Genomic DNA, 12,498 nt, shown 5'->3' on the forward strand with positions numbered 1-12,498 from the left:
ATGATGCTGGCCGCGATGAACATGCCGATGCTTGCCGCTCCGCAATCCGCCCCCGCCCGGCTGGCCGTCACGCGCCTGACCGTCACCCGCTTCCGCTCCTACGCCGCGGCACGGCTGGAGGTGGACCCGCGGCCGGTGGTGCTGACGGGGCCGAACGGGGCCGGCAAGACGAACCTGCTGGAGGCGGTGAGCTTCCTGGCCCCCGGCCGGGGCCTGCGCCGCGCGAAGCTGGGCGAGGTGGAGCGCATCCAGCCGCCCGACGAGGGCGACTGGCAGGGCGAGGGCTGGGCCGTGGCCGCCCATGTGGACACGCCGCGCGGAGCCGTGGAGATCGGCACCGGCCGCGACCCCGCCACCACGGAGGGGGAGCGCCGCCTGGTCCGCATCGACGGGCAGCCGGCCAAGTCGCAGATGGCGCTGGCCGAGCATGTCAGCGTGGTCTGGCTGACCCCGCAGATGGACCGGCTGTTCATCGAGGGGGCGTCGGGCCGCCGCCGCTTCCTGGACCGGCTGGTCTTCGGCTTCGACCCCGCCCATGCCGGCCGGCTGAACAAGTTCGAGAACGCCCTGCGGGAGCGCGCACGGCTGCTGCGCGACGGGGTGGGCGATCCGTCCTGGCTGGGGGCGCTGGAGGACCAGATGGCCACTACCGGCATCGCCGTGGCCGCCGCCCGGGCCGACATGGTGCGGCGCCTGAACGATGCCGCCCGCCAGGGTGTCGGCCCCTTCCCCGCCCCCGGCCTGTCCTTGTCGGGGGAGGTGGATGGCTGGATCGGAACCATGCCGGCGCTGGCGGCGGAGGATGCCTTGCGCGCCGCCCTGCGCGCCAGCCGCCGCCAGGACGAGGCGTCGGGCGGTGCCGCCACCGGCCCGCACAGGTCCGACCTGTCCGTCACCTACCTCGCCAAGAACATGCCGGCGGAGCTGGGCAGCACGGGGGAGCAGAAGGCGCTTCTGATCTCCATCGTGCTGGCCAATGCCCGGCTGATGAATGCGGAGACGGGAACGGCCCCGCTGCTGCTTCTGGACGAGGTGGCGGCGCATCTGGACCCGCACCGACGCACCGCCCTGTTCCAGGAAATCCTGGCCTCCCGTTCCCAGGCCTGGATGACCGGCACGGATGCCGGCTTCTTCGCCGAGCTGGGCGACGCCGCCTGCCATGTCGGCGTGGCGGAGGGGCGGCTGGCGAGGAGCCCGCCGGGCGGATCGTGGTCGGGAGACTCCTCCTGAAAACGTGAATCCGCCCGCCCGGAAAGGAGGGGGTGTCAACGGCGGCTTCCCAGCCATCGTGAAACGCTCTAAACCTTTCCCGCCGAACGAATTAAGCCCTGTCCGAACGCCTGTCTGGTATACTGCCGCAATGACCCAAGATCCCACGAACCCCACCCCCGCGCCCGCCGCCTCCGCCGCCGCTGCCGAGGAGTATGGCGCCAGCTCGATCAAGGTCCTGAAGGGCCTGGACGCGGTGCGCAAGCGCCCCGGCATGTATATCGGCGACACCGATGACGGGTCCGGCCTGCACCACATGGTCTACGAGGTGGTGGACAACGCCATCGACGAGGCGCTGGCCGGCCATGCCGACCGGGTGGAGGTCACGCTGAACGCGGACGGGTCGGTGACCGTGCGCGACAACGGTCGCGGCATCCCCACCGACATCCACAAGGAAGAGGGCGTTTCGGCGGCCGAGGTCATCATGACCCAGCTCCATGCCGGCGGTAAGTTCGACCAGAACAGCTACAAGGTGTCCGGCGGCCTGCACGGGGTGGGCGTCTCCGTGGTCAACGCGCTGTCGGAGGTGCTGAAGCTCCGCATCTGGCGCAAGGGCCGCCAGTGGGAGATGGAGTTCAACCATGGCGATGCCGTGGGTCCGCTGGCCGATGTGGGCCCCGCCCCCATCGTCAAGGAGGGACCGCGCGCCGGTCAGCCGCTGACCGGGACCGAGGTGACCTTCCTGGCCTCCAAGGCCACCTTCACCAAGACCGAATTCGACTTCGCCACGCTGGAGCACCGGTTCCGCGAGCTGGCCTTCCTGAACTCCGGCGTGCTGATCGTCTTCACCGACGCGCGCGGCGTGGAGCCCAAGGTCACCGAGCTGTACTATGAGGGCGGGCTGGAGGCGTTCGTCGCCTGGATCGACCGCTCCAAGACCGCCCTGCACAAGCCCGCCATCCATGTGAAGGGGGAGCGGGCGTCGGAGCTGGGCACCAATGTGGGCGTGGAAGTGTCGCTCCAATGGAACGACAGCTATCACGAGACCACGCTGGCCTTCACCAACAACATCCCCCAGCGCGACGGCGGCACCCACATGGCCGGCTTCCGCGCGGCGCTGACCCGCACCGTCAACAAATACGCGGAAGAGACCGGCATCCTGAAGAAGGAGAAGGTGGCGCTCTCCGGCGACGACATGCGGGAGGGGCTGACCTGCGTGATCTCCGTCAAGGTGCCGGACCCGAAATTCAGCAGCCAGACCAAGGACAAGCTGGTCAGCTCCGAAGTCCGCCCCGTGGTGGAGAACCTCGTCAGCGAGGCGCTGTCCACCTGGTTCGAGGAGCACCCGAACGAGGCCCGCAAGATCGTCGGCAAGGTGGTCGAGGCCGCCGCCGCCCGTGAGGCCGCGCGCAAGGCCCGCGAGCTGACCCGGCGCAAGGGCGCGCTCGACATGGCGAGCCTGCCCGGCAAGCTGGCCGACTGCCAGGAGCGGGACCCGGCGCTGTCCGAACTCTTCATCGTGGAGGGCGACTCGGCCGGCGGCTCCGCCAAGCAGGGCCGCTCCCGCCAGTTCCAGGCCATCCTTCCGCTGCGCGGCAAGATCCTGAATGTGGAGCGGGCGCGCTTCGACAAGATGCTGTCCAGCGCCGAGATCGGCACGCTGATCGCGGCGCTCGGCACCGGCATCGGACGCGACGAGTTCAACATCGAGAAGGCGCGCTACCACAAGATCATCATCATGACCGACGCGGACGTGGACGGCGCCCACATCCGCACCCTGCTGCTGACCTTCTTCTATCGCCAGATGCCGGAGATCATCGAGAAGGGCTATCTCTACATCGCCCAGCCGCCGCTCTACCGCGTGAAGCGCGGCACGGCGAAGGAGAAGTACCTGAAGGACGACCGGCAGCTCGAGGATTACCTGATCGGCCAGGGCCTGACCGACGTGTCGCTGACGGCGCTGACGGCGGAGAACACCACCGCCAACCAGCAGAACGCCGTCAAGACCGGCGATGAGCTCCGCGCCCTGGTGGAGCAGGCCCGGCTTGCCCGCACCCAGCTCCTGACCCTGGCCCGCAAGGCCGGCAGCCGCGACGTGGCGGAGCAGGCGGCCATCGCCGGCGCGCTCTCCACCGCCCTGCTCGCCAATGCCGATCTGGCCAAGGCCAAGGCGGATGAGGTGGCCTGCCGCCTGAACGCGCTGGAGCTGTTCCGGCTCCAGCATTCCGGCGACACGCTGGCCCATGCCGTGGTTCCGCCCGCGGGCGGCGCCGCCGGCACCGGTGCGGCCGGTGCGGCCCAGTCCGGTGTGGGCGAAAGCACCCCCGGCCCCGACCACGCTCCCCCCAGCGCGGCCCTGGCCGGCGGCTGGACGGCGGAACTGCTCCATGACGGCTCCGGCGAGGGTGCTGCCCTGGCCGGCTATGTGATCTCCCGCACCCGCCGCGGCGTCACGCACCGCCATGTCATGGATGCCGATCTGCTGAAGTCGGTGGAGGCCCGCCGCCTGGACGCCATGGCCGCCCATCTGCTGGAATTCTACGACGGCCCCGCCCGGCTGAGCTTCCGCGCCAAGGAGCTGAAGCTGGTCACCGGCCCGGCCGGCCTGATGGATGCGGTTCTGGAGCAGGGCCGCGCCGGCCTTCAGATCCAGCGCTACAAGGGTCTTGGCGAGATGAACCCCGACCAGCTCTGGGAAACCACCCTGAACCCCACCATCCGCTCCCTCCTCCAGGTCAAGGTCAGCCACGCCGACGAGGCCGAGGACGTCTTCAGCACCCTGATGGGCGACGTCGTGGAACCCCGCCGCGCCTTCATCCAGGACAACGCGCTGAAGGTGGCGAATTTGGATGTGTGAGGATGGTGTCGTGTGCGAAGTGACGCATAATCGACGAATGCTGACGCATAAAGCGCGAATGAGAGTGACAGAGCACCGCATCCTGTCTTGATAATCAAGGTGCGGGTCGGGTTCGTCCTTTATGCGTCACTGGTGGTCTCGGCAGTGCCTGTAATGATCCGCCATTTGCCGCCTAACCGGTCCTAAGCCGTACCGGGCAGCTCGTCACCTTCCTGGGGCGGTTCTCCGCCCTGGCGGGTCAGCAGCTTCCTGAAGGCGTCACGGTCCCCGCGTCCTCGGCGTTCCTCGAAGAAGGCGGCGGTTCTCAGGGCAGCCAGCTTCTCGGCCACGGCGGTCGCGACGAACTGGTTCAGGCTTGTTCCGTCTTCAGCGGCTACGCGTTCCGCCTCGGCCTTCACCGAGGCCGGGAGGCGTATCGGGTAAGTGGACATCTTGCTCATAGCCGTATCCTCTCCAATGCCTCGCCAGGCCGCAGCACCGGCAGGGCGAAGCGTTCCGCCGCCGGCAGAAAGTGGCGATGGTTGAATGACACCAGGGCGTCCGCCCGCCCGTTCACGGCAGCTTCCAGCACGATCTCATCATGTTGGCGCCAGCTACAGCCCCCCGGACACCCGCAGCACCGCCCCGGTCACATAGGACGCCTCCGCGGAGAGCAGCCAGAGCACGGCGTTGGCGATTTCCTCCGGTTCGGCGATGCGGCCCATCGGCACGCGGGAGACGACGCGGGCCGGGCGGTTCGGCTCGCCGGCGGCTTCGTGGATGTCGGTATAAGCGGTGCCCGGCGCCACGGCGGCGACCCTGATGCCGGCCGGGGCCACCTCCTTCGCCAGGCCGATGGTGAAGGCCTCCACCGCGGCCTTGGTGGCGGCGTAGTGGACATATTCGCCCGGCGCGCCGAGGGTGGAGGCGATGGAGGAGATGTTCACCATGCGGCCGGGAATCCCGGCGGCCTCCCAGCGGCGGATGGCCTCCTGTGCCGCGTACATGGTGCCCAGCACATTGGTGTCGAGGGTGCTGCGCAGCATCGCCGGGTCGGCGTCCCGGAAGCGGCCGATGCGGCCCGTGATCCCGGCATTGTTGACCAGGGCGGTCGCGGGGCCGAGCGCGGCCTCCGCCGCGTCGAAGAACCGTGCGGCGAAATCCGGGTCCGCCACATCCCCCTGGACGGCATGGGCCCTGTGGCCGGCCTGGTCCAGCTCGGCAACCAGCCGGGCGGCGGCATCGCCGTTGCGCACATAGCTGAAGCCGACGGCGTAACCGTCCCGCGCCGCCTTCCTGACGATCGCGGCGCCGATCCCGCGGCTGCCGCCGGTCACCAAGAGAACATCCGGCCCTGTGAGCATGGGAAGCCTCCTCCGATCCGGAACCTTGCCGGGCGATCATAGCGGCATCGGCAGTCCGCCCGGAACCTGCGCCGGGTAATGGCACCTGCGGGCCGGGCGCATATGTCGGCGGGGTGCGTCAGGCCCCCTTGCCGGCCCGCCGCGCTGCCAGCCCGATGCCCACGGCGATCAGGCCGATGCCCAGCCCGTGGTGGAGCTGGGGCGTCTCCCCCAGCAGGAGCACGGCCAGGATGGTGCCGAAGACGGGGACGAGGTGGACGGCGAGGCCGGCCGTGTTCGCGCCGAGCAGCGCCACCGCCCGGTTGAAGCTGAGATAGGCCAGGATCGAGGGGAACACCGCCACATAGGCAATGGCCAGGGCCGAGGTGGAGGTCAAAGGCAACGGACGGCCGGACAGGCTTTCCCACAGATAGAAGGGCAGCAGCATGGCCGCCCCCAGCGCGAAGGTCGCGGCCACGAGGCTGAGGCCGTGCACCGCCGGGCGGCGGCGCAGCAAGGCCGTGTAGAGGGCGTAGCTGACGATGGCCACCAGCAGCCAGATATCGCCCCGGTTCAGCTCCAGCCGCGCCAGGGAGGCCGGGTCGCCGTGGGACACCAGGATCAGCGCCCCCGCCAGCGACACCGCGATGCCCAGCGCCTGCCGCCCGGTCACCGCCTCCCGGAACAGCAGGAAGGTCGCCCCCACCACCAGCACCGGCATGCTGGATTGCAGCATCACGATGTTCAGCGCGCTGGTGGTCTGCGCCGCGATGTAGAGCAGCGTATTGAAGGCCGTGATGCCGAGGGCGGAGAGCGCCAGCATGATCGGCCAGGCCTTCAGCATCGGGCGGATGTCGGCGCGCAGATGACGCCAGGCGAAGGGCAGCACGATCAGCACCGCCCCCACCCAGCGCCAGAAGGCCAGCGCCACCGGCGGCACGTCCCCCGCCACGGCCCGCCCCACGATGGCGTTGCCGGCCCAGAACAGGCCGGGCAGGGTCATCAGCAGCCATGCCTGGTCGGCGATGCCCTTGCGGGCGGGCACCGTGCCCGTCGTCTCTGTGGAGTGGTCCATGCCGGCCCCGTCATCGGTTCGGCCCTGGCGATGCCCGCCCGGCCGCCGCTTGTCAACGGCCATGGTTCCCGTCCGGGCCCGGTGGCCCCATTCCTTGTGCAGCGCAGGAAGGAAAAAGCCGAATGTCCGAATTTCAGGCAGATTTTGCCAGTGGCGATTAATTGTGCAGCAGGCCCGGTCATGATGGCTGGTGCGGGCAATGCCGACGGCAATATTCACCGCCCCGCCGCCTCCGCACCCGCCCCTATACCGCCAAATCGCGCCTACGGATTAGGCAGAGGCAGAAGAGTATTGCGCGGACATCATGGTGCTTCATACGCCGAACCATGGCCGCGTTACGCCAAACCACAGACACCGCCGCCATCACGGCATGTAAACTTGCATTGCGCCAAGTATACTTAGCGCGACATCACGCATTATATTTGGAGCATCGCTTGCTCCCGCCCGTTTCCTCTTATGAATACCGGGTCCAATTTGCAACAGTGCAAGCGATATATTTGAGTGATCGTTGACAGGCTGATAAGCCGCCCCCCTAAACTGCGCATGTGAAAAAGGCGCGTCGCAGATCCCGGCTACGGGACGGACGAACAGGCGCGCCGAACGGATGCAGGACAGGGGACTTCATGATGCTGATGGTGAGTTCGGGCCGTCTTCGCCGCGCGGGGCTGCGCGCCGGCTTCCTGGCGGGGTGCTGCGGTGCAGCGATCCTGGCCGTTCCCGCGGTCGCGCAGGAGGCGCCGGCGGACGTTCCGCTGGAAGAGATCGTCGTCACCGGGTCGCGCATCGCCCGCCCGGAACTGGAGAGCCCGATCCCGGTCGTGGTCCTGACGGCGGAGCAGATGGCGCTGGAGGGTGAGACCAACGTCTCCGAGGCGCTGGACACCCTGCCGGCCCTGTCCAACTCCATCAGCAGCGAGCAGTCGGTTCTGGATGGCGCCGCGGTGGGCGTAGCGACGCTGGACCTGCGCGGGCTGGGCGTAGACCGCACGCTGGTGCTGGTCAATGGCCGGCGGCATGTGGCCGGCGTGCCCGGCTCCGCGGCCGTGGACATCAACTCCATCCCCGAGGCGCTGATCGAGCGGGTGGATGTGCTGACTGGCGGCGCTTCCGCCATCTATGGCGGCGATGCCGTCACGGGCGTGGTCAACTTCGTCCTGAAGCGGAATTTCGAGGGCGTCGAGGCCAGCGCCCAGATCACCGCGCCGGAGGAGGAGGGCGGCATCGTCCACACCTTCGACCTGACAATGGGCCGGAATTTCGGGCCCGACGACCGCGCCAACCTGACGGCCAGCTTCAGCCACGCCTATGACGAGGGCGTCAGGGCCGGGGAGCGCGGCTTTTCCCGCAACCGCGGCCGGGCCGACGACTACCCCAACCCGGCCCTGTTCTTCCAACCCGGCGAGCTGACGCAGGAGATCATCGATGCCGGCTTCGCCATCGGCGATTCCATCCTGGACGCGGTGGACGCCGGCCTGACCGTGCCCCAGTCGCTGATCGACCGCACGGAGGGCGCGCCCAGCCGCGTCATCCGCCGCCGGCCCACCTTCTCCATCTCCTCCTTCGACGGGCGCATCGGCTTCGGCAACGCCGATTCCTTCGATTACGGCGACCCGGCCTTCGACGCCTTCGTCGATCTGGACAATGACGGCAACCCCGATTGCGCCGAGCCCACGGTGGAATCCAATGCCGGCTATGGCTGTCTGGTCTTCGATCCCGCGCTGAACAATGTGCGTCCGTTCCAGAACGGGGCGGCGGCGGGCGGCTTCAACCAGTTCGACAATCCCGACGGCGCCGGCAGCCAGGTGGACCGGGAAAGCATCATCCCGCGCAATGAGCGGCTGATCGGCAATCTGATGGGCAGCTACGAGGTCAGCCCCGCCTTCCGGCCCTTCTTCGAAGCCAAATTCGCCAGCGTCACCACCCATTATTATTCAAGCACGGGCGCGTTCAACGACGCGGTTCCGATCGCGCTCGACAATCCCTATCTGCCGACCGCCCTGCTGACCGAGATCAATGAGTTCCTGGCGGCCAACCCGGACTTCGACGCCTCCACCGCCAAGGTCACCGTTTCCCGAGACTTTCCGGAGCTGTCCGCACGGCCGAACCGGATCGAGCGCGAAACGATCCGCCTGGTCGGCGGCTTCGACGGCGAGTTCGACAATGGCTGGACCTATGAGCTGGCCGCCAACTGGGGCCAGACCAAAGAGGACTCATACGGCAATCAGCGCATCGAGGATCGCTTCTATGCCGCCGTGGATGCGGTGCGCGATCCGGCGACCGGCAACATCGTCTGCCGCTCCAGCCTGACCGGCTCGCGGGAGCTGAGCGTATCCCCCTTCCCCTTCTATGCGGGGGAGATCAGCACCTTCGACCCGCTGGACGGGACCTGCCAGCCGCTGAACATCTTCGGCCAGGGCAACGCTTCGGCCGAGGCCATCGACTTCGTCGCCTATCAGCAGCATGACGAATCGACCATCGAGCAGTTCGTGCTGTCCGGCTTCCTGTCCGGCGACAGCGCCGCCCTGTTCGAGCTGCCGGGCGGGCCGCTGGCCTTCGCCATAGGCGGCGAGTACCGCGACGAGCAGAGCGAGTACATCCCGGACGAGCTGGCCGACACCGGCCTGCTGTTCGACAGCGACCCGGCCATCACCGAGGGCGGCTACGATGTCTGGGGCGTGTCGCTGGAGCTGAGCGCGCCGCTGCTGCGCGACCTGCCCTTCGTGCAGTTTCTGGCGGTGGACGGCGCCGTGCGATACGACGAGTACAGCACCGATGTGGGCGGCGCCTGGACCTACAAGGTCGGCGGCACCTATCAGCCGGCGGACTTCCTCAGCATCCGCGGCGGCCTGAACCGCACCATCCGCGCGCCCAACATCGCCGAGCTGTTCTCTCCCCTGTCATCGGCCTTCTTCCGCCCCGTCGATCCCTGCGACGCGAACGAGATCAACCAGGGTCCGGCCCCGGAGAACCGGCTGGCGAACTGCCGCGCCGATGGCATTCCGGAGGGCTATACCGACCCGCTCTCCGCCCGCTTCCGCGGCGAATCCGGCGGCAATCCCGACCTGACGGAGGAGACCTCCGACTCCTGGACGGTGGGCGCGGTGTTCCAGCCGGACTTCGTTCCGGGCCTGACCGTGACCGTGGATTACTGGGACATCACCATCGACGACGCCATCGTGGCGGTGAGCGCGCAGGACATCGTGGACGGCTGCTATGACGCGGACTCGCTGGAAAACCCGTTCTGCGACCTGATCGGCCGCAACCGGGAGTCCGGCTCCCCGCAGTTCCTGGGCCTGAACTTCCTGCGCCAGACCCAGGTGAATTTCGCCTCGCTGGAGGCGGCGGGCGTGGACTGGGATGTCCGCTACACCTTCGACCTGGCGGATATCGGCATCAATGACGACAGCAGCCTGACCCTGGGGGTGCGCGGCACCTACATGGACAAGCTGGTGCGCTACGCCTCGGTGGCGAACCCCAACGCCGCCGACGACGAGCTGGGCGAGCTGGAGCGGCCGCAATGGGCGTTCAACACCAACGTCCAGTACCGCCGCGACCGCCTCACCCTGAACTGGTCCACCTTCTGGGAGGAGTCGACCTATCTGCGCGGCGTCGAGGCCGACGATTTCGAGCGCTTCGCCCCCTATGAGACGGGCAACACATGGGTTCACAACCTCTCGGCCGCGTTTGAACTGACCGAGCAGGTCCGCTTCATCGCCGGCGTGAACAACCTGACCGACGAGAAGCCGTTCCTGACCGAGTTCAGCATTCCGGTGTCGGCCCGCGGAAGGTCCTACTTCCTGCGGGCGACGGCCAGCTTCTAGCCGTTCAGCGTCGGGCCGGTCCGGCGCCGGAACAGGGACGGGGGGCCGTACGCTCCCCGTCCTTTTTCATTGACCGTCGGGCGGATGGCCGCATCCGTTTGACCGGCCCGGTTCCTGTGCTACATCCCCCGCAGACGCACGAGGCAAAGGCGGCAGGCGGTGGAGACGGATGCAGGCGTGACGGGAGCGGTTGAGCTGGCCGCCGGAAGCGGCGGGCTGGAGCTGGCGCTGCTGATCCATGTGGCGCTGACCCTGCTGGCGCTGTGGCCGGCGGTGCGGCTGCTGCGCCGGGCGGGACTGCCGGCCGGGCATGCCGGCTGGCTGGCCCTTCCGGTGCTGGGCTGGGCGGTGTTCGCAGCATATCTGGCCTTTGCCAAATGGCCCAACCTGCCGCCGCGGCCGGAAAAGCTGCACCCCCGCGAGGCGCTGCGCCGCCAGCGCGAGACCCGCACTGCCGAGGAGGGAAGATAGGCCATGCCGCGCTATGGCGACCTGACCGAGATGATGCTGTTCCTGCCGGGCTGGCTCAGCACGCTGGTGGCGGTGCTGGCCATCACCTGGACCGTCTGCATGGCGGGGCTTGTGCTGGGCAAGACCGGGCGCAATCCGCTCTGGGCCCTGCTGGTGTTCCTGTTCTTCCCGCTGCTGACCGCCGGCCTGTGGCTGCTGGCCTATATGCGCTGGCCGCGCCAGCAGCAGGGCGGGAACTAGCCGTCCTGCCCGAACCGCCAGGGCCGGTGTTCATCCGGCATGCGGTTCTTCCTTCTGTTCCTGCTGCTGCTCGCCGGCTGCGGCGCACTCGCCCTCCATCAGGGCTGGGCGCCGCCGCGCTGGAATCCCTGGGCCGTGCCCGACCCGGCGGAACCGCCCGGCCTGTTCACCGGAATGCAGCTCCAGCGGCTTGACCGCGATCCCGCCCGCTGCCTGGCCTGGGTGGAGGCGGCCGGCATGCGGATCACCCCCGTGCCCGACCGGGAGACCGGCCCCGGCTGCGGATTCCAGGGGGCGGCGCGGATGGAGCGGAGCGAACGGGTGCGCTACAGCGCGCCCTTCACCGCCACCTGCCCCGTGCTGGCAGCACTGGCGATGTGGGAGCGCTGGACGCTGCAGCCCGCGGCGCGTGAGCTGCTGGGGGCGGAGGCGGAGACCATCCAGCATTATGGCACCTATGCCTGTCGCAATACCCGCACCGACCGCGGCCAGGGCCGGAATCGCAGCCAGCACGCCACCGCGAACGCCATCGACATCGCCGCCGTCACGCTGGCGGACGGGCGCACGGTGCGTGTGGCGCGGGACTGGACCCGCACCGGCCCGGATGGGGAGTCGACGGCGGAGGCGCGCTTCCTGCACCGGCTGCGGGATGGGGCGTGCGACAGCTTCCGCGCAGTCCTGTCGCCGGACTACAACCGCGCCCATGCCGACCATCTGCATCTGGATCTCGGCCGCTGGGGCGTCTGCCGCTGACGCCCTGACGCCGCCCGGACCGGTCAGAAGGTGCGGCCGATGCCCAGGGTCAGGCGGTCGCCCACGCCGGACAGGTCGGCATCGGACCAGAGCAGCTGCACTCTGCCGACATCCGGAATGGCATAGGAGATCGAAGCGCCCCAATCCACGAACTGCGGCACGGCCGTGTCGCCGAACTGGTGGCCGACCCAGCTGTCCAGCGCCAGCCCGTCGAGCTGCGGAACGTCGTAGCGCAGCCCGCCGCGCAGATAGAACTCGTCGCCCCGCCCGCCGAAATAGTCCGGCGACCAGTTGGCCCGCAGCCGCGGCGTGAACGCGCCCAATGTGCGTCTGATCGTGGCGCCGAATTCCAGGTAATCGTACTCGAACTCCTCCGGCACGCCTGGATAGATGTAATAGTAGGCATTGGTGTCCAGGCTGAAGCCCTGCACCTCGCCCGCCCAACCGGCATAGAAGCCGAACTCGCTGTTCGACTCGTCGTCCCCGAAATCCACATTGCCGCCATAAAGGCCGGCATAGGCGCCGCTGTCATGGGCAAGGTCCAGCGAGCCCAGGATGAAGGGCTTCCCGCCGGTGAAGCTCTGCCCCCGGCTGATATAGTCGGTGGCCAGCAGCACCGTCCCGGAGACGCTGAACTCCTCCGGCAGCGCCTGCGCCGCGGCGGCCGGCGGCAGGACGGCAAAAGCCGCGAAAGCGGCAAGGGACAGGGCGATGCGGGCGGAAGCGGGATGTGGGTGCATAAGAAATGGA

Annotated in this window: 11 protein-coding genes; 6 read left to right on the forward strand and 5 right to left on the reverse strand. The window is 68.7% G+C overall.

Features of this window, described 5'->3' with window-relative positions:
* Together recF and gyrB are read left to right on the forward strand one after the other, a co-directional pair.
* Window positions 1-1,230, forward strand: a complete 1,230-nt coding sequence (gene recF, locus DOL89_RS13710; RefSeq protein WP_225889801.1) for a DNA replication/repair protein RecF — start codon at window positions 1-3, stop codon at window positions 1,228-1,230.
* 130 nt (window positions 1,231-1,360) lie between these two features.
* Entirely contained in the window at window positions 1,361-4,066 is a 2,706-nt protein-coding gene (gyrB, locus tag DOL89_RS13715) for a DNA topoisomerase (ATP-hydrolyzing) subunit B (protein ID WP_119679654.1), read from the forward strand.
* 182 nt (window positions 4,067-4,248) lie between these two features.
* On the opposite strand, the gene DOL89_RS13720 is transcribed toward gyrB, so the two are convergent.
* The 4 genes from DOL89_RS13720 to DOL89_RS13730 form a co-directional block, all read right to left on the reverse strand.
* Window positions 4,249-4,506: a YlcI/YnfO family protein gene (locus DOL89_RS13720; RefSeq protein WP_119679655.1), complete on the reverse strand. Its 258-nt coding sequence runs from the start codon at window positions 4,504-4,506 to the stop codon at window positions 4,249-4,251.
* Window positions 4,503-4,637 carry a hypothetical protein gene (locus DOL89_RS25850; protein WP_263973571.1) on the reverse strand — a complete coding sequence of 45 codons (135 nt, stop codon included), beginning with the start codon at window positions 4,635-4,637 and terminating at the stop codon, window positions 4,503-4,505. The genes DOL89_RS13720 and DOL89_RS25850 overlap by 4 nt, the downstream gene beginning before the upstream one ends.
* 22 nt (window positions 4,638-4,659) lie before the next feature.
* Window positions 4,660-5,409: an SDR family oxidoreductase gene (locus DOL89_RS13725; RefSeq protein ID WP_119679656.1), complete on the reverse strand. Its 750-nt coding sequence runs from the start codon at window positions 5,407-5,409 to the stop codon at window positions 4,660-4,662.
* Window positions 5,410-5,527: 118 nt separating this feature from the next.
* Entirely contained in the window at window positions 5,528-6,526 is a 999-nt protein-coding gene (locus tag DOL89_RS13730; RefSeq protein WP_225889802.1) for a DMT family transporter, read from the reverse strand.
* A gap of 560 nt (window positions 6,527-7,086) precedes the next feature.
* On the opposite strand from DOL89_RS13730, the gene DOL89_RS13735 reads away from it, so the two are divergent.
* The 4 genes from DOL89_RS13735 (at window position 7,087) to DOL89_RS13750 (ending at window position 11,748) form a co-directional block, all read left to right on the forward strand.
* Window positions 7,087-10,284 carry a TonB-dependent receptor domain-containing protein gene (locus tag DOL89_RS13735; RefSeq protein WP_119679657.1) on the forward strand — a complete coding sequence of 1,066 codons (3,198 nt, stop codon included), beginning with the start codon at window positions 7,087-7,089 and terminating at the stop codon, window positions 10,282-10,284.
* A gap of 159 nt (window positions 10,285-10,443) precedes the next feature.
* The gene (locus tag DOL89_RS13740) at window positions 10,444-10,755 is read left to right on the forward strand and encodes a TspO/MBR family protein (RefSeq protein ID WP_119679658.1); all 312 of its coding nucleotides are present in this window, start codon (window positions 10,444-10,446) and stop codon (window positions 10,753-10,755) included.
* A gap of 3 nt (window positions 10,756-10,758) precedes the next feature.
* Window positions 10,759-10,995: a hypothetical protein gene (locus DOL89_RS13745; protein ID WP_119679659.1), complete on the forward strand. Its 237-nt coding sequence runs from the start codon at window positions 10,759-10,761 to the stop codon at window positions 10,993-10,995.
* A gap of 39 nt (window positions 10,996-11,034) precedes the next feature.
* On the forward strand, window positions 11,035-11,748 hold the full coding sequence (locus DOL89_RS13750; RefSeq protein ID WP_119679660.1) for an extensin-like domain-containing protein: 714 nt from the start codon (window positions 11,035-11,037) through the stop codon (window positions 11,746-11,748).
* 23 nt (window positions 11,749-11,771) lie between these two features.
* On the opposite strand, the gene DOL89_RS13755 is transcribed toward DOL89_RS13750, so the two are convergent.
* Window positions 11,772-12,488, reverse strand: coding sequence for a TorF family putative porin (locus DOL89_RS13755; protein ID WP_119679661.1), 717 nt, complete (start codon window positions 12,486-12,488; stop codon window positions 11,772-11,774).
* Window positions 12,489-12,498: the final 10 nt, after the last annotated feature.

It is taken from the genome of Indioceanicola profundi, from assembly GCF_003568845.1.
GTDB lineage: Bacteria > Pseudomonadota > Alphaproteobacteria > Azospirillales > Azospirillaceae > Indioceanicola > Indioceanicola profundi.